This window comes from Saccharothrix sabaoui, from assembly GCF_051756985.1.
In the GTDB taxonomy this organism is placed as follows: Bacteria; Actinomycetota; Actinomycetes; order Mycobacteriales; family Pseudonocardiaceae; genus Actinosynnema.
In genome coordinates this window covers 14,691-36,581 of sequence record NZ_JBPKJK010000062.1, presented here as the reverse complement: position 1 = coordinate 36,581, position 21,891 = coordinate 14,691, and the positions used below count along the sequence as shown (strand labels likewise).

General features: G+C 73.8%; 22 protein-coding genes. 12 read left to right on the top strand and 10 right to left on the bottom strand.

From position 1 onward, the window contains the following. The first annotated feature begins 183 nt into the window (after positions 1-183). Both ACR807_RS20505 and ACR807_RS20500 read left to right on the top strand, forming a co-directional pair. Positions 184-1,023, top strand: coding sequence for a helix-turn-helix domain-containing protein (locus ACR807_RS20505; RefSeq protein ID WP_438922971.1), 840 nt, complete (start codon positions 184-186; stop codon positions 1,021-1,023). A gap of 165 nt (positions 1,024-1,188) precedes the next feature. After that, positions 1,189-1,398, top strand: a complete 210-nt coding sequence (locus tag ACR807_RS20500) for a DUF397 domain-containing protein (protein ID WP_438922970.1) — start codon at positions 1,189-1,191, stop codon at positions 1,396-1,398. Positions 1,399-1,471: 73 nt separating this feature from the next. On the opposite strand, the gene ACR807_RS20495 is transcribed toward ACR807_RS20500, so the two are convergent. Beyond that, positions 1,472-2,758, bottom strand: coding sequence for a PepSY-associated TM helix domain-containing protein (locus ACR807_RS20495; RefSeq protein ID WP_438922969.1), 1,287 nt, complete (start codon positions 2,756-2,758; stop codon positions 1,472-1,474). 73 nt (positions 2,759-2,831) lie between these two features. After that, the gene (locus ACR807_RS20490; protein ID WP_438922968.1) at positions 2,832-3,353 is read right to left on the bottom strand and encodes a hypothetical protein; all 522 of its coding nucleotides are present in this window, start codon (positions 3,351-3,353) and stop codon (positions 2,832-2,834) included. Between the two features lie 407 nt (positions 3,354-3,760). Here ACR807_RS20490 and ACR807_RS20485 point away from each other — a divergent pair, with 407 nt between their 5' ends. Further along, positions 3,761-6,439, top strand: a complete 2,679-nt coding sequence (locus ACR807_RS20485) for a helix-turn-helix transcriptional regulator (RefSeq protein WP_438922967.1) — start codon at positions 3,761-3,763, stop codon at positions 6,437-6,439. A gap of 108 nt (positions 6,440-6,547) precedes the next feature. Here the strand turns inward: ACR807_RS20485 and ACR807_RS20480 are convergent, their stop codons facing one another. Then, positions 6,548-7,651, bottom strand: a complete 1,104-nt coding sequence (locus ACR807_RS20480) for an MFS transporter (RefSeq protein ID WP_438922966.1) — start codon at positions 7,649-7,651, stop codon at positions 6,548-6,550. Between the two features lie 65 nt (positions 7,652-7,716). Here ACR807_RS20480 and ACR807_RS20475 point away from each other — a divergent pair, with 65 nt between their 5' ends. Beyond that, positions 7,717-8,289, top strand: coding sequence for a DinB family protein (locus ACR807_RS20475; protein WP_438922965.1), 573 nt, complete (start codon positions 7,717-7,719; stop codon positions 8,287-8,289). Between the two features lie 99 nt (positions 8,290-8,388). On the opposite strand, the gene ACR807_RS20470 is transcribed toward ACR807_RS20475, so the two are convergent. From ACR807_RS20470 to ACR807_RS20445, 6 genes are all read right to left on the bottom strand, one after another. Continuing rightward, positions 8,389-8,823, bottom strand: a complete 435-nt coding sequence (locus ACR807_RS20470; RefSeq protein ID WP_438922964.1) for a DUF6194 family protein — start codon at positions 8,821-8,823, stop codon at positions 8,389-8,391. Positions 8,824-8,973: 150 nt separating this feature from the next. Further along, on the bottom strand, positions 8,974-10,215 hold the full coding sequence (locus ACR807_RS20465; RefSeq protein ID WP_438922963.1) for an RNA polymerase sigma factor: 1,242 nt from the start codon (positions 10,213-10,215) through the stop codon (positions 8,974-8,976). 85 nt (positions 10,216-10,300) lie between these two features. Then, entirely contained in the window at positions 10,301-10,732 is a 432-nt protein-coding gene (locus ACR807_RS20460; RefSeq protein WP_438922962.1) for a YciI family protein, read from the bottom strand. Positions 10,733-10,862: 130 nt separating this feature from the next. Next, positions 10,863-11,702: an SDR family oxidoreductase gene (locus ACR807_RS20455; protein WP_438922961.1), complete on the bottom strand. Its 840-nt coding sequence runs from the start codon at positions 11,700-11,702 to the stop codon at positions 10,863-10,865. A 104-nt stretch (positions 11,703-11,806) separates the two neighbouring features. Further along, positions 11,807-12,241 (bottom strand): DoxX family protein, encoded by a 435-nt coding sequence (locus ACR807_RS20450; RefSeq protein WP_438922960.1) that lies wholly within the window; start codon positions 12,239-12,241, stop codon positions 11,807-11,809. 75 nt (positions 12,242-12,316) lie between these two features. Beyond that, positions 12,317-13,024 (bottom strand): MSMEG_6728 family protein, encoded by a 708-nt coding sequence (locus ACR807_RS20445; protein ID WP_438922959.1) that lies wholly within the window; start codon positions 13,022-13,024, stop codon positions 12,317-12,319. 72 nt (positions 13,025-13,096) lie between these two features. On the opposite strand from ACR807_RS20445, the gene ACR807_RS20440 reads away from it, so the two are divergent. The 6 genes from ACR807_RS20440 to ACR807_RS20415 all read left to right on the top strand — a co-directional run bounded on the left by ACR807_RS20440 (position 13,097) and on the right by ACR807_RS20415 (position 17,625). After that, on the top strand, positions 13,097-13,759 hold the full coding sequence (locus ACR807_RS20440; RefSeq protein ID WP_438922958.1) for a TetR family transcriptional regulator: 663 nt from the start codon (positions 13,097-13,099) through the stop codon (positions 13,757-13,759). Further along, positions 13,756-14,394 carry an FAD-dependent oxidoreductase gene (locus tag ACR807_RS20435; RefSeq protein ID WP_438922957.1) on the top strand — a complete coding sequence of 213 codons (639 nt, stop codon included), beginning with the start codon at positions 13,756-13,758 and terminating at the stop codon, positions 14,392-14,394. The genes ACR807_RS20440 and ACR807_RS20435 overlap by 4 nt, the downstream gene beginning before the upstream one ends. A 28-nt stretch (positions 14,395-14,422) precedes the next feature. Next, positions 14,423-14,587 carry a hypothetical protein gene (locus ACR807_RS20430; RefSeq protein WP_438922956.1) on the top strand — a complete coding sequence of 55 codons (165 nt, stop codon included), beginning with the start codon at positions 14,423-14,425 and terminating at the stop codon, positions 14,585-14,587. Between the two features lie 79 nt (positions 14,588-14,666). Beyond that, entirely contained in the window at positions 14,667-15,686 is a 1,020-nt protein-coding gene (locus tag ACR807_RS20425) for an LLM class flavin-dependent oxidoreductase (RefSeq protein ID WP_438922955.1), read from the top strand. Then, on the top strand, positions 15,683-16,975 hold the full coding sequence (locus ACR807_RS20420) for an NtaA/DmoA family FMN-dependent monooxygenase (protein WP_438922954.1): 1,293 nt from the start codon (positions 15,683-15,685) through the stop codon (positions 16,973-16,975). Before ACR807_RS20425 ends, ACR807_RS20420 begins: the two co-directional genes overlap by 4 nt. 11 nt (positions 16,976-16,986) lie before the next feature. After that, positions 16,987-17,625: a ThuA domain-containing protein gene (locus ACR807_RS20415; RefSeq protein WP_438922953.1), complete on the top strand. Its 639-nt coding sequence runs from the start codon at positions 16,987-16,989 to the stop codon at positions 17,623-17,625. Positions 17,626-17,744: 119 nt separating this feature from the next. Here the strand turns inward: ACR807_RS20415 and ACR807_RS20410 are convergent, their stop codons facing one another. Beyond that, positions 17,745-19,016, bottom strand: coding sequence for an ROK family transcriptional regulator (locus tag ACR807_RS20410; RefSeq protein ID WP_438922952.1), 1,272 nt, complete (start codon positions 19,014-19,016; stop codon positions 17,745-17,747). 156 nt (positions 19,017-19,172) lie between these two features. Between ACR807_RS20410 and ACR807_RS20405 the strand changes: the two genes are divergently transcribed. Then, entirely contained in the window at positions 19,173-20,861 is a 1,689-nt protein-coding gene (locus ACR807_RS20405) for an ABC transporter substrate-binding protein (protein WP_438922951.1), read from the top strand. Between the two features lie 26 nt (positions 20,862-20,887). Continuing rightward, positions 20,888-21,877 (top strand): ABC transporter permease, encoded by a 990-nt coding sequence (locus tag ACR807_RS20400; RefSeq protein ID WP_438922950.1) that lies wholly within the window; start codon positions 20,888-20,890, stop codon positions 21,875-21,877. Positions 21,878-21,891: the final 14 nt, after the last annotated feature.

Here is a 21,891-nt window from a genome sequence, read left to right as displayed (position 1 = left end):
TCGCCTCCTGCCCCTGTGGGGTACCTACGCACTGTAGGTAAGCAGAACGATACTAGGCGATGTGCTGTATAGCTAGATGCATGTGTCGTTCTGCTAGATAGCTCTTTGCGAGAGGCAGTCTGCTAGGTAGCAGAGTGCTGGTAGTGTGGGGCGATGAGCAGCCCGACTCGGGGATCGAACCCCGTGGCAGAGCAGTGGCGACTGCGCACGGAGATCAAGAAGGCCAGGGAACGCCGCAGACTGACCCAGAAGGACGTCGCCGCCGAACTCGACTGGTCGCCCTCCAAGGTCGTCCGGATGGAGAACGGGCAGGTCGGCGTGTCGGTCACCGACCTGCGCGCGTTGTTGCAGCTCTACGGCGTCACCGACGAGCAGGTGGTCGGGGAGCTGGTCGACCTCGCCAAGGCCAAGGGCCGGCGGGCCTGGTGGGACGAGTACCGCGACCACCTCGGCCCCACCATGGTCACGCTGCTCGGCCTGGAGGGAGCCAGTTCGCTGGTCCGCCAGTTCGAGGCGCTGGTCGTGCCGGGCGTGCTCCAGACCGAGGCGTACGCGCGCACCGTGCTCTCGCTCTACCACCCGCCGGAGCGGGTGGCCCCGCTCACCGCGGTCCGGCTGGAGCGGCAGAAGATGCTGCTGGAGCAGATCGGCGTCGAGGGGTTCTTCATCCTCGACGAAGCCGCCATCCGGAGGTGGGTGGGCGGCCCGGAGGTGATCCGGGAACAGCTCGAACACCTCAAGGAGGTGAACCGCCAGCCGAACATCACCGTTCAGGTCATCACCTTCGACCGCGGCGTCCACCAGGGAATGCACGGGTCGTTCTCCGTCTACGAATTCCCGTCCGGCGACCAGGACCGCGCGGTCTTCGTGGAAAGGCCGGGCGGCACGAACATCGTCCAGAACGACCCCGACACCGCGAAGTCGTACGTCGAGACCTTCATGGAGCTGGAGCGGTTGGCCGTGCCGGCGGCGGAACTCGACCAGGTCGTCGACCGGGTGCTCGGCGAGATGCTCGGCGGATAACGACGCCCGACCGCGTCGTCCCAGGTCATTCCACGGCGACGGGCTTGCTCCCCGTGCCGGGAGCAAGCCCGCTCCCTCTCTCGGCGGTAGTTGCCCTCTTGCCCGCGTGGATACGCTCGAATGGACCGCGTCCACGTCGGGGCATTGCGGGCAGGGGGACACCTGGTGACTTCGGGAGAATCCGGTCGGCTCGTCCGGGGTGTTCCGGAGCGGACCGAGTGGCGCAAGAGTTCCGCGTCGAAGGACGGCAGTTGCGTCGAGGTGTCGTTCTCCCCCGACCGCGCCCTCGTGCGTGATTCCCGCAATCCTGCGGGCGGCCCGCTGCGCTTCCCCGCGCACGCGTGGCGCGCATTCCTCGGCGACGTCCGCCGCTGACCCGCCGCCTCGCGCGGTGGGCGGTGGCGCGGTCGGCGACCCGGCGGGGCCGCCGACCTGCCCGTCCCGCTCCCTACACCGTCTCCGACTGCGGCTCCGGCGTCGCCGCGACCTTCTTGCGGCGCGCCCCGACGGCCGCGTCCACCAGCAGGAACGCCAGCAGCGACAGGCCGAGCAGCGGTACGAACCAGCCCACCAGCGCCGCCACGACCAGGACCGCGACCAGTTGCGCGCGCGGCACCTTGCGCCACTGGCCGCGCGGCACGGGCCGGCCGAAGCCGCGGGTCGGCCGGCGCAGCCACCAGACCCGGTAGCCGAGCACGACCAGCGTCACCAGGCCGAGGCCCAGCAGGAGCAGCAGGACCTGGTTGGGCCAGCCGAACAGGCTGCCCATGTGCGCGTCGATGCCCCACCGGGCCAGCTTCGCCATCAGCGGGTAGTCGCTGAACCGCACCTCGTCCACGACCGCGCCGCCGGTGACGGCCACCGCGTCCACCTGCGTGGGCCAGCCGCGGTCGATCTCGGTGACGTGCCACGGCATCCCGGCCATCGGCGGCGGGGTGACCTCGACCAGGCCCGCGTCGATGCCCCCGACGCCCCGCGCGGCGGCCACGACCGAGTCGATCTCACCGGTGGCGGGCGGGATGGGGTTGGTCATGTCGTGGCCCGCGTGGTCGCCCGCGCCGAGGGACGGGGTGCTCCAGTTCAGCGCGGCGCGCAGCGCGGAGACGTTCTCGCCGGCGTAGGTCGACCAGGTCAGGCCGGTGGCGGACAGGAACAGCGCGCCGACGAGCACCCACAGGCCGAGCGTGGCGTGCCGCCTGGTGGTGGTCTTGACGCGCTGCGCGCGGCGGCGGCTGAACCACAGGAACACGCCGCCCAGCGCGACCGCCCACAGCCAGGACGCGGCCAGCTCGCTGTAGAGCCTGCCGGGTTCGCCGAGCATCAGGTTGCGGTGGACGGCGTCGATCGTGGTGCGCAGCGGCAGCACGCCGCTGGTGCCGTAGGTGTCGAGCGTGCCGACGACCCGCGCGTCCGCCGGGTCGACGAACACGGTGGGCCGGGCGTCGCCGTCGCCCGCGAACAGCACGCGGGTCGTGGCGCCGGGTTCGGGCGCGGGCCGCACGGCCACCGGCACGTCGCCCTGCCGGGCGTCCACGGCGGCCTTCACCTGCTGGGACAGGGGAACGGACCGGGACGACTCGGGCACCCGCAGGTGGTCGGCGTACAGCACCGACTCCAGTTGCGGCGTGGCCGCGTACAGCACGCCGGTGAGGGCGGCGACCAGCACGAACGGGCCGACGAGCACGCCGGCGTAGAAGTGGAAGCGCAGCACGAGGCCGCGCCAGGACTCGGACATGGGGAGGCTCCTGGGTACGGGGAGTCGCCACCGGTCCCGGTTCGGGGCAGTGGCGCGGGGGAGGGACGCGTACCTAGGGGCGGGGCGGGCCGCGGCGGGGGACCGCCCGGCGGCGCAGGACGTCCGACAGCGGGTGGTCGGGGTGCGCGGCGATGGGGATGCGCAGCGGCGCCGCGGCGGGCGCCGGGGCGAGGCGGCGGGGCAGCACGGCCGCCAGGGCGGCGGCCAGCCGGAACACGGCGCCCTCGAAACCCGCGAGGGCGGAGACGACGACCGCGGTGGCGACCGCGTGGGTCAGCAGCATCGACGGCGCGGGCGCGATCTCCCGCTCGTGCCCGGACAGCACGGCGAGGAACACGTGCGCCGCCACCTGGACGACGCCGACCAGGCAGAGCAGTTCGCCGACGCCGAGCCTGCGGTCGGTCAGCGGCACGCACGTCCAGCCGATGGCCAGCGCGAAGACCAGCACGTGGGGCAGGGACGGCAGGTGGCCGCCGCCGGACGCGTGCGCCAGGACGGCGAGCAGGCCCGCGGACACACCGACCGCGCCGCAGCGCACCACGCGCGCGGCTCCTCGGGTGGGGGCCGGTGCCACGATTCCGCAGCGTAGCGGCCGGACGGGTGCGGAAGAAGGCCCGAGGGGAGGATCGCGGCAGGGCCCGCCGGACCACGTTGTCCGGGCGACCCCCATTCACCGCTCGTCACGCCTATTCGCGTGGAATACCGCGCCCTCAGTTGTAGGGCAATCCGCCGAACGGGGCGGTGGCCATCGCCGCGGCCGTGGTGAAGGTGGTGACCAGCAGGACGGCCATGAGCACTCGTCCGATTCGCATGCGTTCTCCGGTCTACTGGGGACGGGGAATTCGACGATTACCCTCGCAGCACTCGTCGAGGGGTGGAGGGTAATCGACGTGAACAAACGGCGGGCCACGGGGGCATTCAAGTTAATTCGAAATAAAGTAACACCTTGTTAACGCCGGCTTAGCGTCGTATTCTCGCGGTGTGCGCGCCGTCACACTCCGCCTCGCCGGGCGCGAGCGGGAACTGGGCCGCCTCCTGGCGCTGGTGGACGACCTGTCCCAGGGGCGGGGCGCCGCGCTGCTCGTCGAGGGCGAGGCCGGGATCGGCAAGACCGCGCTGGTCAAGGCGGCCTGCGAGGTCGCCGCGGCCAAGGGCTTCCGGGTCTGCCGGGGCGCGGGCGACGAGCTGGGCCGCCCCCTGCCGCTGCTGCCGCTGCTCGACGCGCTGGCCGCCGGCCGCGCGGAGAGCTCCGCCGTCACCGCCGAACGCCTGCTCGCCCGGGTGGACGACCTGTGCGCCATCGGCCCCGTCGTGCTGGTGCTCGACGACCTCCAGTGGGCGGACAAGGCGAGCGTGGCCGTGTGGCGGTGGCTCGCCGAACTCGTCCACCAGCTCCCGCTGCTGCTCGTCGGCGTGCTGCGGCCCCTGCCGCGCCGCGACGACGTGGCCGCCCTGCGCAAGGGCGTGGAACGCCTCCCGCTGCCGCGGCTCGACCCGGCCGCCGTGGTCGAGCTGGTCGGCGCGCTCGCCGGCGGCGCGCCCGACGAGGCGCTGGCGCGGCTCGCCGAGGACGCCGGCGGCAACCCCCTCTACCTGGTCGAACTGGTCGAGGCGCTGCTGCGCGGCGGCGTCGTCGAGGTGGACGCCACGGGCGTCGCGCGGCTCGTCGAGCTGGGCGTGCCGCCGTCGCTGTCGGCCGCCATCGCCGACCGCATCGGGTTCCTCGGCGAGGACGTGCGGCGCGTCCTCGTCGCCGCCGCCCTGCTCGGCGTGGACTTCCCGGTCGCCGACCTGGCCGCCGTCCTCGGCCGCCGCGTGGTCGAGCTGCTGCCCGCGCTCCAGGAGGCGACCGTGGCGGGCGTGCTGGTCGACGGCACGGCCGGCCTGTCGTTCCGGCACCCGCTGGTGCGCACCGCCCTGTACGACGAGGTGCCCGAGGCGGCGCGCGGCGCGTGGCACGTCGAGGCGGCCCGCGCGCTGGCCGACACCGGCGCGGGCGTGGACCGGGTGACCCGCCAGCTCCTCGCCGCCGACGACCGCGTCCCCGACTGGGTGGCCGACTGGCTCGTCGCGCACGGTTCCACGCTCGTCGCGCACGCCCCCGAGGCCGCCGTCGACCTGTTCGGCCGGGTGGTGACCTCGCCGAGCGCGGGCGGGCGGCGCGTCGTGCTGCTCGCCCACCTGGCCGAGGCGCGGTTCCGCTGCGGCGACCACCACGGCGCCGAGTCGGTCGCGCTGGCCGGCCTGGAGCACGGCGTGCTCGTCGACCTGCACTGGACGCTCGCCCAGTGCCGCAGCATGACCGGCCGCTCCGCCGAGACGCTGACCGAGGTGGACCGCGCGCTGGCGCTGCCGTCCCTGACCCCGTCGGACCGCGCCCGGCTGCTCGTGCTCGCCGCCCGCGCCCACTGGGACATGGGGCAGCTCGACGACGCCGAGCGCCTCGCCGCGGCGGCCCTGGCCGACGGCGACGGCGACCGCTGGGCCACCAGCTGGGCCCTGCACGTGCGCACGATCGTGGCCATGGTCCGGGGTCGGATGGTCGAGGCGCTGCCGCTGTTCGACCGCGCCCTCGCGGTCGCGATGGGCGAGCCCGCGACCTCCGACCTGCGGCTGCTGCTCCAGGTCAACCAGGCCGTGACGCTCGGCGAGCTGGACCGCGGCCCGGAGGCCATCGCCTCGGCGCAGGTCGTCCGGCACGCCGCCGACCAGGTCGGCAACCTCGTCCGGCTCGCCCAGGCGCAGAGCGCGCTCGGCCAGCTCCTGCTCGACGCCGGGCGGTGGGACGAGGCGCTGGTCGACGTCGACCTGCTCGCCGACGACCTCAAGCACCCCCTGGCGTCGCGCTGCGACCACGGCGTCGCCGCGCTCATCCACCTGCACCGCGGCGACTCGGCGGGCGCCCGCCGCCACCTCGACTCGGTGGGCGCCGGGCTGGAGGGCCACGTGGTCGGCCCGCTGGCGCTGGCCGTGAGCCTGGAGCTGGAGCAGGCCGGGAAGGTGTGCGAGGCGCTGGCCGTGCTCGACGCGGGCTGGGAGTCGGTCGAGGACCTGCTGCCCGACGCCGCGCGGCTGGCCGTGGAGCTGGGCGAGGACGCGTCCGCCGTCGTCGCGCGGGCCGAGGCGCTGGCGGTCGGCCCCGCCGTGCCGCACCGCCGCGCCTCCGCCCTCTTCTGCCGCGCCCTGGTCGACGGCGACCCGGACGGGCTGCTGCGCGCCGCCGAGGAGTACCGGGTGGCGGGCCGCCCGCTGTTCCGGGCCAAGGCGCTGGCCGCCGCCGCCGTGCTGTTCGCCGCCGCGGGCGACCGGTCGTCCGCGCGCTCCGCCATGGGCCTGGCCGTGGAGGTGCACGAGGAGCTGGGCGCGGAGTGGGACACCACCCGCCTGCTGGCCCGGCTGCGCGAGCACGGCGTGCGGCGCGGCGCGCACGCCAAGCACCGCCGGGCCACGCACGGCTGGGACAGCCTCACGCCGATGGAGCTGAAGGTCACCGACCTCGTCGTGGCGGGCCTGTCGAACCGGCAGATCGGCGAGCGCCTGTTCCTGTCCGGCCGCACGGTCGCCACGCACGTCTCGCACGTGCTCGCGAAGCTCGGCGTCCGCTCCCGCACCGACATCGCCCGCGAGGCCGCGGGCCACCGCCGTCAGGGCCGCGGGTAGCGGTCCCGCGCCCACTCCGCGTACGAGCGGGGCGGGCGGCCCAGCACGGCGGCCCAGCACGGCGGCCCAGCACGGCGGCCACGCACTGCCGGCGACGGGCGGGCGCGGTCAGAGGCGGGCGGTGCGGACCTTCGACGCGGTGATCCACACCGCCTGGCCCACCAGGCCCGCCACCGCGGTCCACAGCACCGGGCGCGGGCCCAGCGAGTCCACGAGCAGCCCGCCCAGGGGCGCGCCGAGCACGACCGCGCCCCGGTTGACCGACCGCATGGTGGCGTTCATCCGACCGCGGAGGCGGTCCGGCGTGATCGTCTGGCGGTAGCCCATCTCCACCGGGCCGTCCAGGCCGATGGCGAGGAAGAACAGGAACTGCGCCGCGCACAGCACCACGAGCCCCGGCGCGCCGGTGCCGGCGAGCGGGAACAGCGCGCAGCCGGCCGGCGTCACCCACCGCCCGACCACCAGGACCACCCCGACCCCGAACCGCTCGCCGGCGCGGGTGGAGAGCGACGCACCCAGCACGCCGCCGAGCCCGCCGACGGCGAACGTGACGCCGAACGCGAACGCGTCGAACCCCAGCTCGTCGAGGACCAGCGCGGTCGAGGCGACACCCGCGGCGGCGGTGAAGAGGAACCACACGTGCGAGGTGAGGGCGAGCGGGGAGAGGACGGGGTGCCGGTAGACCCACCGCACGCCGTCGCGCAGGTCGTCCCGGAGCCGCCGGAGGACGGGCCCGCGCCGCTCGACCCGGACCGGCTGCTCCTCGCCGCGCAGGGACAGCAGCAGCACCCCCGACACCAGGTACGACACCGCGTCCAGCAGGAACCCGAGCGGCGCGCCGAGGGCCTTCACCAGCGCGCCGAACACCGCCATCAGCACCGCCGGCACCGGCAGGGCGAGCAGGTCGAGCGCGAACAGCAGCGGGACCAGGCCGAGCACGACCGCGCGCGCCAGGTCCGCGCCCACCAGCAGCGGCAGCCGGCGGACCCGGTCCACCACCACGCCCGTGACGAGCCCGAACAGCAGGTACGGCAGCCAGCGCGCGGCCTCCACCACGCCCAGCGCGGTGACCGACGCGCCCATCACGTCGATCACCAGCACCTTCAACGCCAGCGCGGTGACGTGCGCGCCGACCAGCGACACCGTGTCGGCCGCCCAGAACCGCGCGTAGTCGCCGTTCCCGCGCAGGTCGCCGGCGGTCGCGTTCCCCATGGCCCCAGACTGCCGGCCGGTCCGGACCCGACCGGGGCGCGGGGCGGTGGTGCAGGCTCGTGCCCATGATCGACGATTTCGCGAAGGACCACCTGCACGGCGACCTGCGGGAGGTCCGCGAGGAGCTGCTCGGGAAGCTCGACGGGGTGTCCGAGTACGACGTCCGCCGCCCCCTGACCGCTACCGGGACCAACCTGCTGGGGCTGGTCAAGCACCTGACCCTGTCGGAGGCGCGGTACTTCGGCGAGGTGTTCGGCAGGCCGTTCCCCGAGCCCGTCCCCCGGTGGGACGACCTCGACCGGCGCGGTGCCGACATGTGGGCGACCGAGCACGAGACGCGCGAGGAGATCACCGGCCGCTACCGGCGTGCGTGGGAGCACTCCGACGCGACCATCGCCGCGCTCGCCGTCGACTCGCCCGGTCACGTGCCCTGGTGGCCGCGGCCCGACGTGGTGCTGTTCACCGTCCTGGTGCACGTGCTGACCGAGACCAGCAGGCACGCCGGCCACGCCGACATCCTGCGCGAGCAGCTCGACGGGGCGGACGTGGCCCGGCAGGGTCGGGACGCGGCCTTCTGGGCGGCCCGGCGCGCGGAGGTCGAGCGGGCGGCCGGGGCGGCGGGTCGGGACGGGGGGTGACCGGGGTGCGGGCCCGGAACCCGCTGCCCCGGCCGCGCTGATCGCCCCGGCCGCCCTGATCGCCCCGGCCGCGCTGGCCGTGTCCGTCGCGCCCGACCGTCAGCTCCGGGAGCGGCGCGCGTGGTTGGCGTGCTTGCGGGCGGCGAAGGCGTGCGCCTCGGCCAGCAGCGGCCGCACCGCCTCGAACGTGGCGTCGCCCGGGGAGACGACGCACACCCAGTGCTGCCCGCCGTAGACCGGGTGCGGCATCAGCACGTCCCGCGCGGTGTGGTCGACCTCGTCCGGCAGCGAGCCGACCACCGCCGCGAAGCCCGCCCGGGTCAGGCCGATGTTGAGCCGGTAGTCGTCCGTGCCGTCGAGCGCGGAGCTGTCGTCGTGGGCGTCGTTCGTCACGATCGTGGCGAACGGCACCTGCCGCTCCGGCGGGAGGTCGCCGTCCGGGTCGTAGAGGAAGAACGTGTCGCCGCCCGCGACGGGTGCCCGCACCCCGTCGAAGGTCTCGTTGACGTACCGCGCCACCTGCTCAGCATCCATGCTTGAAGCATTTCATTGAACTGCTTCTTGGGACTTCCGAAGCACTACCGCCAGGAAGCGCCCCGGAAACCCTCAAACCGCACCTGAACCGCTCGGTCACGGCCCGCCGCCCGCCGCCCGCCGCCCGCCGGCCCCGGCCACCGGCCCCGGTCAGCAGGCGTCGGCGCGGGCCAGCAGCAGGGCGCGTTCCCGGCTGTTGCGGGTCATGTCGGCGGCCCTCTCGAACTCCGCCCGCGCCTCGGCGCGCCTGCCCAGCTTCACCAGCAGGTCGCCGCGGACGCTCGGCAGCAGGTGGTAGCCCTTCAGGGCCGGCTCGTCGACCAGTTCGTCCACCAGCTCCAGGCCGATGGCGGGGCCGAAGGCCATCCCGCACGCGACCGCGTGGTTCAGCTCCACGATCGGGGAGGGCGCGACCAGCGACAGCGCCTCGTACAGGCCCGCGATCCGGGTCCAGTCGGTCTCCTCCGGGGTGCGCGCCCGCGCGTGGCACGCCGCGATGGCCGCCTGGAGCGCGTACGGCCCGGCCATCCCGCGCAGCGCCTCGGCCCGCTCCAGCGCGGCCAGCCCGCGCCGGATGAGCAGCTGGTCCCAGCGCGCCCTGTTCTGCTCCAGCAGCAGCACGGGGTCGCCGTTCGGGCCGACCCGCGCCCTGGCCCGGGACGCCTGGATCTCCAGCAGCGCCACCAGTCCGTGCACCTCGGGCTCGCGCGGGGCGAGGCCCGCCAGCACGCGGGCCAGCCGCAGCGCGTCCTCGCACAGCGCCGGGCGCATCCAGTCGTCGCCGGCGGTGGCCGAGTAGCCCTCGTTGAAGATCAGGTAGATCACGCCGAGCACGGACGCCAGCCGCGCGTCGCGCTCGTCCTCCGCCGGAACCTCGAACGGGACGCCCGCCTTGGCCAGCGCCTTCTTCGCCCGCACGATCCGCTGCGCGACCGTCGCCTCGGGTACCAGGAAGGCGCGGGCGATCTCCTCGGTGGTCAGGCCGCCCAGCAGGCGCAGGGTCAGCGCGACCTGCGCCTCGGTCGACAGCACCGGGTGGCAGGCGGTGAACACCAGGCGCAGCAGGTCGTCGTCGATGTCCCCCACGCCGGTGCTCGCGTCCGGCGCGTGGTCCTGCTCGGTGTCCCGGCCGATCTGCTCCAGCTTGCGCTGGTAGTTCTGCCTGCGCCGGATCTGGTCGACGGCGCGGTTCTTCGCGGCGGTCATCAGCCACGCGCCGGGGTTGCGCGGGATGCCGGTCTCCGGCCACTGCTCCAGGGCGCTGACGAGCGCGTCCTGCGCCAGTTCCTCGGCCAGGCCCACGTCGCGCACCATCCGCGCCAGGCCCGCGATCACCCGCGCGGACTCGATCCGCCACACCGCCTCGACCGCGCGGCGCGCGTCGGTAGCCATCACGGTCCAGGATCAGACCAGCTACCGACGCGCGTCGGCAAGGCGGTCGCACGACGCGAGCCGCGGCGCGGGGCGCGCGGGGGCCTCAGCCCTGCTTGACGCCGTAGCCCTGCTCCGCGCGCAGCTCGTTCTCGCGGTCGACCAGCTCCTGCGGCGCGTTCGCGAACTCCTCGGACTCGAAGACCTGGCGGATCTCGATCTGGGACTGCGCGCCGGTCGGGTTCGGCACCCGCTTGACCCACTCGACGCACTCCTCCAGCGACTTCACCTCCAGCAGCCAGAACCCCGCGATCAGCTCCTTGGTCTCGGTGAACGGACCGTCCACCACGGTGCGCCGGTCGCCGTCGAAGAACACCCGCGCGCCCTTGGCGCTGGGGTGCAGGCCCTCGCCGGCCAGCAGCACGCCGGCCTTCACCAGCTCCTCGTTGAAGGCGCCCATCGCCAGCAGGTCCTGCTCGGTCGCCTCGGCGCCGGCCTCGGTCTCCTCGGTCGCCTTCACGATCACCATGAAACGCATCGACTTCTCCCGTTCGGTTCACCAGCCCGGTCCATCCTGGCCGCTACTGGTGCGACGAACGGGCCGAACGGTGGATCGACACGGTCCCCGGATTTTTTCGACGGATTTTCCGGGGACCCGCCCGCGCTCGTCAGGTGATCGGGTTGCCGCCGGTCACGCCGACGACCTCGCCGGTGATGTAGCTCGACTCGGCCGACGCCAGGAACACGTACAGCGGGGCCAGCTCGGCGGGCTGCGCGGCCCGGCCCAGCGGCGTCTGCTCGCCGAAGCCCTCGACCGCGTCGGGCGGCATGGTGGCCGGGATGAGCGGCGTCCACACCGGACCGGGCGCGACCGAGTTCACCCGGATCTTCCGGTCGGCCAGGTTCTGCGCGAGGCCCTTGGTGAAGTTCACGATCGCCGCCTTGGAGGTGGCGTAGTCGAGCAGCTGGTAGGACGGCTGGAACGCCTGGATCGACGACGTGGTGATGATCGACGACCCCTCCGGCATGTGCGGCACGGCCGCCTTGCACAGCCAGAACATCGCGTACACGTTCGTCTTGAGCACCCGGTCGAACTGCTCCGCGGTGATGTCGAGCAGCCCGTTCTCCTGCGACATCTGGTACGCGGCGTTGCTGACCAGCACGTCGATGCCGCCGAAGGCGTCCACCGCGCGGGCCACGACGTCCGCGCACCGCGCCTCGTCGGTCAGGTCGCCCGGGACGGTCACCGCCTTGCGCCCGGCGTCCTCCACGAGGCGCGCCGTCGCGCGGGCGTCCTCCTCCTCCTCGGGCAGGTAGGACAGCAGCACGTCCGCGCCCTCGCGGGCGAACGCCAGCGCGACGGCCCGGCCGATGCCGGAGTCGCCGCCGGTGATCACGGCCCGCTTGCCGGTGAGCCGGCCGGTGCCCCGGTAGCTCGCCTCGCCGTGGTCGGGGGTGGGGTCCACCTGGTCGGTCAGGCCCGGGTGTTCGATCTTGGTCTCCGCCATGGCTGTGGGGTGCCCAGCGGAGCGGTCCTTGAACACGCCGCGGACCAACGCCGCCGGCGCACCCCCCGACCCGGGGAGGTGCGCCGGCGGACCCGTCGTCGGGGCTACTTGCGCAGCGCCCGCCGGAGGGTGAACGCGCCCGGCCCGAGGACGGAGATCAGCAGGAACGACCAGCAGTACACGGCGGCCAGCTCGCCGGTGTTGTGGATCGGCAGCAGCGCCACCGGCTGGTGCACGGTGAAGTAGGCGAAGGCCATCACGCCGGACAGCACGAACGCGGCGGGCCGCGCCCACAGGCCGACCAGCACGAGCACCGCGCCGACCAGCTCGATGACGCTGCCGTACCAGCCCGGCCAGGAGCCGAACGGGACCGCGGTGCCCTGGCCGTCGACACCGCCGAAGAAGCCCAGGCCCATCAGGCCGTGGAAGCCGAACAGGAACGACACGACCAGCCGGAACGCGCCGAGCGCGAGGTCGTTGCGCTTGGCGGTGCGGGCGGCGGTGTCGGTGGTGGCGGTGTGGGTCTCGGTGGTGGTCATTTCGGTCCCTCCTCGGTCGTCTGCCAGGGCGACGAACGGGGACCCCACCGGATCGACACGGCGGCCGGGTTTTCCTCAGGATTTTTTCGGCAGGTCGACCTGGAGGGTGAACCTGCTGGTCGGAGGGGGTAGCGGTTGGCCCCGGCGGAAGAAGCGGACCCGCCGCGGGTCCTCGGCCTCGGCGCGCATGGCCTCCAGGTCGGCCTCGGTGGGGACGCGGGCGACGGACGGTCCGGGCCGGTGGTCGAGCGGCGGCGCGGGCGGCAGGTGCTCGTCGGGCAGCGGTGGCGCGTCGACCCGGCAGGCGACCAGGCCGGGGGTGTCCGGGAGGTCGGGCGGGCACACCTCGCCGGGCCACGCGTAGTCGAGGTCGTCCGGCACGCCGGGGAACAGCGGGCGGTAGTGCTCGGGGTCCTTGCGCAGCAGCGACGAGCGGTGGCTGAGGTGCAGGGCCTCGTCGCCCAGCCACGGCGGCAGCAGGCCCTCGGCCAGGCACCACGACCAGGTGGGCTCCCGGCCGCCGTGGTAGTCGAGGAGCACGGCGCGCACGCCGTCCCGGTGGCCGCGCCGCCGCCACTCGTCGCACACCGCCACGCCGTAGGCGACGAGCGCGGGCGTGAAGCCGCGCCACATCTGCACCGCCGGGTGCCGCTTCCAGCCGTACTCGGGCCACACCAGGGCCCGCAGGACCTGCAACGTCTCCACGCGCTGCTTGCCCAGGCGCCGGGTGTCGAGCGCGGCGGCGCTGCGGCCGAACGTCGGGTACGGCAGGAACGTCTGCACCCGCCCCGGTTACCCCGGCCGGCGGCCGGCACGCGCGATTCCAAGAGACCGCCGGGCTGTTACCCTGATCGGGTGGAGTTCCAGCGCGCGCGCAGGCCCGAGCAGGTGGCCCAGCGCCGCCGCACGATCCTGGAGACCGCCTGCGCGATGCTGCGGGAACGCCGGGTCGCGGACATCAGCCTGCGCGAGCTGAGCGACCGGGTGGGCCTGGCCAAGTCGAACGTGCTGCGGTACTTCGACAGCCGCGAGGCGATCTTCCTGGAGGTCCTCGACGAGGAGTGGGGCGCCTGGCTGGACGAGGTCGAGCGCCGCCTGCCCGAGACCGGCGGACCGGTCGCGGTCGCCACCGCCCTCGCGTCGTCGCTGGTCGGCCGGGACCTGCTGTGCGAGCTGGTCAGCGGCCTGGGCGGCGTGCTGGAGCGCAACGTGTCCCACGACTCCGCGCGGGCGTTCAAGCTCCGCGCGCACGCGCGCACGGCCCGGCTGGCCGACCTCGTGCGGACCCGCGTGCCGGTCCTGGACGACGCCGCCGCGCGCCACTTCGCGGGCGCGGTGCTGGTCATGACGGCCGGGCTGTGGCCGTACGCGAACCCCACCGAGGCGGTCGCCGCCGTCCTGCGCGAGATGGGGTCGCCGCCGGCCGCCGAGCTGTTCGCCGACGGCCTGCGCGAGGGGCTGGTCAACCAGCTCGTCGGCCTGGTGGCCCGCGCGGGGGACGCGGGGGCGGGCACGTGATCGACGTCGTCGTGGTCGGCGGTGGGGCCATGGGGTCGGCCGCCGCGTGGCAGCTCGCCTCGCGCGGGGCCGAGGTCGTGCTGCTGGAGCGCTTCGCGCCGGGGCACGCGTTCGGCGCGTCGCACGGCGCGTGGGTGCCGGCGGCGGCCGGGTCGCCCGGCCGCGTCCTCACCGCGGCCGAGGCGACCGGGCGGTGGCCCGGTTTCCGCTTCACCGGCCCCGTCTTCTCCCACCCCCGCTCCGGCCGCGTGCACGCCGACCGCGCCGTCGCGGCGCTCCGGGCCGCCGCCGCGCACCACGGCGCCGAGGTGCGGCACGAGGCGCCCGTCGTCGCGCTGCGCCCCCGCGACGGCGGCGTGGACGTCGTCACCGGGAACGGGGTGCTGCGCGCCCGCCGCGCGGTGGTGGCCGCGGGCGCGTGGACGCGCGCGCTGCTCGACGGGCTGGTGCCGCTGCCGCCGCTGACCGTGACGCAGGAGCAGCCCGCGCACTTCGCGCCGCCGGCCGGGCACGAGTGGCCGCCGTTCATCCACCACGGGCCCGAGGCCGTCCACGGGCTCGCCACGCCCGGCGAGGGCGTGAAGGTCGGCCTGCACGGCGGCGGACCGGTGGTGGACCCCGACCGGTTCGGGTGATTTCCTGCTCGACCGGCACGGTCCGCTGGTGGTCGCCGCCGGGTTCTCCGGGCACGGGTTCGAGTTCACGCCCGCCGTCGGCCGCGTGCTCGCCGACCTCGTGCTCGCCGACCTCGTGCTCGCCGACCTCGTGCTCACCGACGCGCCACCGGAACCGCGCTGGATTATTCCCGGCGCCGCCGGACCGGCCTGAGCTTCCCAGGGTGTGGTCGGCCCGCCGCCCGCCCCCCGACCTGACGCAGAATCCGGTCAGGTGAAGGGAAGGGGCGACGATGGCACAGGGCTTGCACCTCGCCGTGGCGCTGGACGCCGGGGAGCGCGACGGTGACGCGCGGTTCACCTCCGGCTTCTGGGGCGACCTGGTGCGGGAGGCGGAGCGGGGCCTGCTGGACCTCGTGACGATCGAGGACGACCTGGGGCCGGACGGGCGGCTGGACTCGGTGCTCGTCGCGGCCCGCGTCGCGCCGCTGACCTCGCGCATCGGGCTGGTGCCCACCGCCGTCACGACGCACACCGAGCCGTTCCACCTGTCGAAGGCGGTGGCGACGCTCGACTACGTGAGCACCGGGCGCGCGGGCGTGCGGGTGCGGGTGGCGCCGCCGGAGCACGCGAAGCACTTCGGGCGGCGCGGGACCGGGCTCGACGACCTGCCCGCGCTGCTGGCCGAGACCGCCGACTACGTCGAGGTGCTGCGGCGGCTGTGGGACAGCTGGGAGGACGACGCGGAGATCCGCGACGTCGCCACCGGTCGGTTCGTGGACCGGGACAAGCTGCACTACGTCGACTTCGAGGGCGAGTGGTTCAGCGTGCGGGGGCCGTCGATCACGCCGCGCCCGCCGCAGGGCCAACCGCCCGTCGCCGTGCTGTCGCACCAGCCGGACGTGCTCGCACTGGCCCGGGGCAGCGCGGACGTCGTGTTCACCACGCCGCGCACGGTCGACGAGGCGCTGGCCCTGATCGCCGAGGCCCCCGGCCCGGTGCACTTCGCGGACGTCGCGGTCGGGTTCGGCGGCGACGTGTCGTCCCCCGACGCGCTGGAGTTCGCGGGCACGCCCGCCGACCTCGCCGACCTGATCACCGAGTGGCACGCGGCGGGCGTCCCCGGCTTCCGGCTGCGGCCCACCTCGCCCGCCGACGACCTGCGGCTGATCACCGACGAGGTGGTGCCCGCGCTCCAGCGGCGCGGCGTCTTCCGCACCGCGTACACCGCCACCACGCTGCGCGGCCACCTCGGCCTGCCCCGCCCCGCGAACCGCTACGCCACCGCCGCGACCGAGAGGACCGTCGGGTGAAGCAGATCCACCTCGCCGCGCACTTCCCCGGCGTCAACAACACGACCGTGTGGAGCGACCCGGAGGCCGGCAGCCACATCGAGTTCTCCTCCTTCGCCCACCTCGCCCGGACCGCCGAGCGCGCCAAGTTCGACTTCTTCTTCCTCGCCGAGGGCCTGCGGCTGCGCGAGCAGGGCGGCCTGATCTACGACCTGGACGTGGTCGGCCGCCCCGACACGTTCACCGTGCTGTCCGCGCTCGCCGCCGTCACCACGCGCCTCGGCCTCGCGGGCACGATCAACTCCACGTTCAACGAGCCGTTCGAGGTGGCGCGGCAGTTCTCCTCCCTCGACCACCTGTCCGACGGCCGGGCCGCGTGGAACGTGGTCACCTCGTGGGACGCGTTCACCGGCGAGAACTTCCGGCGCGGCGGGTTCCTGCCGCAGGAGCAGCGCTACGAGCGGGCCGAGCGGTTCCTCGACGCCGCGTCCACCCTGTTCGACTCGTGGCGCTCCGGCGGGGAGTTCGCCCACCGGGACGAGCAGTTCGACATCTCCGGCCGCTTCGGCCTGCCGCGCTCGCCGCAGGGCAGGCCGGTGATCCTCCAGGCGGGCGACTCCGAGGAGGGCCGCGAGTTCGCCGCCGCCAAGGCCGACGCGATCTTCTCCCGGCACGCGACGCTCGACGCGGGCCGGGCGTTCTACGCCGACGTGAAGGGCAGGCTGGCGAAGTACGGCCGCGCGCCCGAGGACCTGGTCGTGCTGCCCGCGGCGACGTTCGTGCTCGGCGACTCCGACGAGGAGGCCCGGGAACTCGCCCACGAGGTGCGGCGGCAGCAGGTGAGCGGGCAGACCGCGATCAAGGTCCTCGAACAGCTGTGGAACCGCGACCTGTCCTCCTGCGACCCCGACGGCCCGCTGCCGTCCGTCGACCCGCTCGTGGACCCCGGCGGCGAGCACATCGCGCGCGGCCGGGCCAGCGTGCGGATGCACCGCGACCCGCTCGGCACCGCCCGGCAGTGGCGCGAACTGGCCGAGGCCAAGGGGTTGTCGATCCGCGAACTCGTCATCGAGACCAGCGCGCGGCAGTCGTTCGTCGGCTCGCCGTCCACCGTGGCGGCGCAGATCGACGACCTCGTGCAGGCCGACGCGAGCGACGGGTTCGTCCTCGTCCCGCACGTGACGCCCGGCGGCCTGGACGACTTCGCCGACCGCGTCGTGCCGCTGCTCCAGGAGCGGGGCTCGTTCCGCGCCGACTACACCGGCCCGACCCTGCGCGACCACCTGGGGCTCAAGTCGCCGCCCGGCTAGGGTGCGTGGTCGTGAGAGCACTCGTGGTGCGGGGCGGCTGGGCCGGGCACTCGCCCGTGGCGGCGACCGACGCGTTCCTGCCGTTCCTGCGCGACGCCGGGTTCGCGGTCGACGTGTCCGACTCGCTGGAGGTCTACGACGCGGCGCTGCCGTCCTACGACCTGGTCGTGCAGTGCTGGAGCGACGGCGAGCTGAGCGACGACCGGTTCGCCTTCCTGGAGGCGGCCGTGCGGTCGGGCACGGGCCTCGCCGGGTGGCACGGCGGGCTGGTCGACGCGTTCCGCGGCACGCGCGGGTACATGCGGCTGGTCGGCGGGCAGTTCGTCGCGCACCCCGGTGACTTCGTGGACCACCGGGTGGAGATCACCTCGACCCACCCGGTGGTGGCGGGCCTGTCCGGGTTCGCGCTGCGCACCGAGCAGTACTGGGTGCTGGCGGACGGGCTCAACGACGTGCACGCGACGACGACGTTCGCGCCCGCGGACCCGTGGCACGCGCCGCTCACCGTGCCCGCCGTGTGGACGCGCCGGTGGGGTGCGGGGCGGGTGTTCGCCTGCACGATCGGGCACGCGCCCGAGGACCTCGCCGTGCCGGAGGTGCGCACGATCGTGGAACGCGGTCTGCTGTGGGCGGCCCGCGCCAAGGGCTGACCGCGCTAAGGACTGACCGCGCCAAGGGCTGACCGGGACCGGCTGACCGGGACCGGCCGGCCCTGCCCGGTCCAGGCGCTGCCCGGTTCCGGCGCTGCCCGGTTCCGGCGCCGCCCGGTTCAGGCGCTGTCGGCGGGCAGGGCGGCGGGTTCGGAGTCGGCCAGGTTCTCCGGCAGCCGCAGCCCCTCGTGCAGCGGGACCAGCTCGGACTGGAGCACGAGCGCCGCCGCGCCGATCGCGGACGCCGTGGCGGCCGAGCGGGACAGGCGCACGTCCACGGTGTGCGCGGCGCGGGAGAAGAAGGCGCGGTCCAGTTCGTCGCGGACCACCGGCAGGTAGACCGAGCCGGCGATGGCGAAGCTCGGTCCCGTGAGGACCAGGACCTCCAGGTCCATGATGTTCGCCAGGGTCCGCGCGGCCACGGCGACGCAGCGGGCCGAGCGCTCCAGGATCGCCAGGGCCGACGGCTCGCCCCGGCGTGCCGCCCGGCTGACCGCCGCGAAGTCCGACGACACCGACCTCGTCCGACCGGTCAGGCCGGCGGAGCGGGCCAGCACCGGGTCCGCGCGCGCCGCCGCCACCACGGCCGCCGGGCCCGCCAGGGCCTCCACGCAGCCGCGCGCCCCGCACCAGCACTCCGGGCCGTTCGCGTCGACGCAGATGTGCCCGATCTCGCCCGCGTTGCCGCTGCTGCCCCGGTAGGTGATGCCGTTGATGACGAGGCCCGCGCCGATCCCGGTGCCCATGTAGAGCGCCGCCGAGATGGCCGTGCCGCCGATGCCGCCCGACCAGTGCTCGCCGAGCGCCGCGGCGGTGGCGTCGTTGTCCAGCACCACCGGCAGGCCGGTGGCGCCCTGCAACGCCTGGTCGAGCGGGAAGTCCTCCCACTTGCGCATGGACGGCGGGGTCAGCCCCATGCCGGTGGTCCCGCTGAGCGGCCCGGGGGAGACGAGGCCGAGGCCGAGGACCCGGGTGTGGTCCACGCCCACGCCGTCGATCAGGGACTTCACCTCGGCCGCCATCCGGCCGACGACGGTCCGCGGCTCGGCCGCGCCCGCGCCGGCCCGCGAGATGCGCGCGACGACGGACCCGCCCAGGTTGGTCAGCACGTACGTGATGCCGGCGTGGTCCAGGTGCACGCCCACCGCGTAGCGGGCGGAGTGGTTGAGCTGGAGCAGCACCCGCCGCTTGCCGCCGGTGGACTCCGCGCGCCCGGTCTCCACGACCAGGCCCTCGTCGATCAGCTTGCGGACGACCGTGGAGATGGTGGCGCCGGTGAAGCCGGTGGCGTTGATGAGGCCGACCCGGCTGATCGTGCCCGCCGCCCGGACCACGTCGAGCACGGCTGCCTTGCTGCTCGCGTGCTGCGTCGCCCGCGTCGGTCCGCTCACCAGGCACCCCGCGTCCGTCTTAGTTCGTTCGTCGGACGAAGGGTAGCAACTTGGCCGGCAGATGACGGCCAGGTGTTGACTTCGTTTCTTCGTTGACTTAACAATCTCGGTCAACGCGGGACCGCGGCCGGTCTCGGGCCACGAGAGGAATCAACGATGTTCCTGAAGGCAAGGCGCCCCTCCCGAGCGCGTGCGGCGGCGGCCGGACTGGCCGCGGTCGCCCTCCTGGCGACCGCCTGCGGCGGGTCGGACGCGGCGAACGACGCGGACAAGGACACGCTGGTCGTCTACACCGGGCAGTCCGGTGACTGGCAGGTCAACTTCAACCCGTTCTCGCCCACCATGCTCGAAGGCCCGGGCACGATCTTCGAGCCGCTGTTCTTCTTCAACAACATCCGCGACGTCGAACCGCGCCCGCGCCTGGGCAAGAGCTTCACCTGGAACGAGGACGGCACGAAGCTCGACGTCGTGCTGCGCGACGACGCGAAGTGGACCGACGGCGAGAAGTTCACCGCCGCCGACGTCGTCTTCACCCTCGACATGGTCAAGAAGAACGCCGCCATGAACGGCACCGGCTACAAGGGCACCGCCACCGCGGTCGACGACGCGAACGTCACGATCACGTTCGACGAGCCGTCGTTCCTGGAGGGCCCGCAGGTCCTGGGCCGCATCTGGATGGTCCCCGAGCACAGGTGGAAGGACCTCGCGACGCCCGCGACCGACGTGGTGAAGGAGCCCGTCGGCACCGGCCCGTTCCAGCTGGAGGACTTCAAGGCCCAGGCGTTCACGCTCAAGGCCAACCCCTCCTACTACGAGGGCGAGCCGGCGCTGAAGAAGGTCCGCTACCTCGCGCTGTCCGGCAACCAGTCCGGCGAGGCCGCCCTGCGGCAGGGCCAGATCGACTGGCAGACCGGCCCCGTGCCGGACATCGCCAACGTCGAGAAGAACTACCCCGGGTACAAGGCCATCACCGTCCCGATGAACCAGACGGCCCTGTTCACCTGCTCGAACGCCGCGCTGGGCTGCCAGGGCCCGCAGACCGACGTGGCCGTGCGCAAGGCGATCTACTACGCCATCAACCGCACCCAGGTCAACCAGCTCGCCTTCGAGAACACCTCCAGCGAGATCTCGCCCGGTGCCGCGCTGGTCGAGCGGGACAAGGACGTCGTCTCCGCCAAGCTCCGGGAGAAGACCGCCCCCATGCAGCCGGACGCGGCCAAGGCCACCTCGCTGCTGGAGGGCGCGGGCTACGCCAAGGGCGCGGACGGGATCTTCGCCAAGGACGGCGAGCCGCTGGCCATGACGCTGAAGGTCGTCGCCGGCTGGACCGACTACATCACCGCCGTCGACACGATGACCCAGCAGCTCCAGCAGGTCGGCATCAAGATCACCGCCCAGCAGGTGTCCTGGAACGAGTGGTCCGACGCGCGCGGTCGCGGCCAGTTCGAGCTGCTGATCGACGCCCTGCACCAGGGCCCGGCCCCCGACCCGTACTACAACGCGTCCTACTTCTTCAGCACCGCCACGACGGCCGAGGTCGGCGAGGTCGCGAACCCGAACTTCTCGCGCTTCGCCAACCCGGCCGTCGACGCCGCGCTGACCGCGCTCAAGGGCATCGACCCGAAGGACGCGGCGGCCCGCCAGCCGCACTTCGACACCATCCAGACCGAGATCGAGGCGGCCATCCCGTACATCCCGGTGCTGACCGGCGGCACGACCAGCGAGTTCAACGCGAAGAAGTTCACCGGCTGGCCCACCCGGGACGACCTGTACTCGTTCCCGGCCGTCTGGGCGCGCCCGGAGCACTCGGAGATCTTCCTCAAGCTCAAGCCCGCCGGTCGGTGACCGCGCACTAGGGGACAGGCGGACCGATGAGGTACTACGCACGGAAGTTCGCGTTCTACCTGGTCGCCCTCTGGGCGGCGCTGACGCTGAACTTCTTCATCCCGAGGCTCATGCCGGGCAACCCGGTGGACATCCTCATGGCGAAGCTCGCGCAACGGGGCGGAACCGTGGACCCGTCGGCCCGCCGGGCGTACGAGCTGCTGCTCGGCACGAACAGCGGTGAGCCGCTCGTCGCCCAGTACTTCTCGTACCTGGGCAACATGTTCCGCGGCGACCTGGGCATCTCGGTGTCGGCCTTCCCGACGCCGGTGTCCGAGATCATCGCGGGAGCACTGCCCTGGACGCTCGTGCTCGTCGGCATCGCGACGTTCCTGTCGTTCGTCTTCGGCATCGCCCTGGGCACGTTCGTCGGCTGGCGGCGCGGCACCTGGCTGGACAGCCTGGTGCCCGCCACCACCGTGCTCGCCGCCGTGCCGTACTTCTGGCTGGCGCTGATCCTGGTCGCCGTGCTGGCCTCGGCGCTGGGCTGGTTCCCGCTGCTCGGCGGCTACGACGTCGTCCTGTCGCCGGGCTGGGACGCCGACTTCATCGGCTCCGCGATCTACCACGGCACGCTGCCCGCGCTGACCATCGTCCTCTCCTCGGTGGGCGGCTGGCTGCTGGGGATGCGCAACATGATGGTCTCCGCCACGGCGGAGGACTACGTGCTGACCGCCAGGGCCAAGGGCCTGCGCGACTCCCGCATCATGATCAAGTACGCGGCGCGCAACGCGGTGCTGCCGTCCGTGGCGGGCTTCGCGATCTCGCTCGGGTTCGTGGTGTCCGGCTCCGTGATCACCGAGCAGGTGTTCTCCTACCCCGGCATCGGCTCGAAGCTGCTCCAGGCCGTGCAGAACAACGACTACGCCCTCATGCAGGGCATCTTCCTGGTGATCACGGTCGCCGTGCTCGGCGCGAACCTCGTGGTCGACCTGCTCTACGCCGTCATCGACCCGCGCACCCGCGTCAGCGGCTGAGAAGGAGAGCGGAC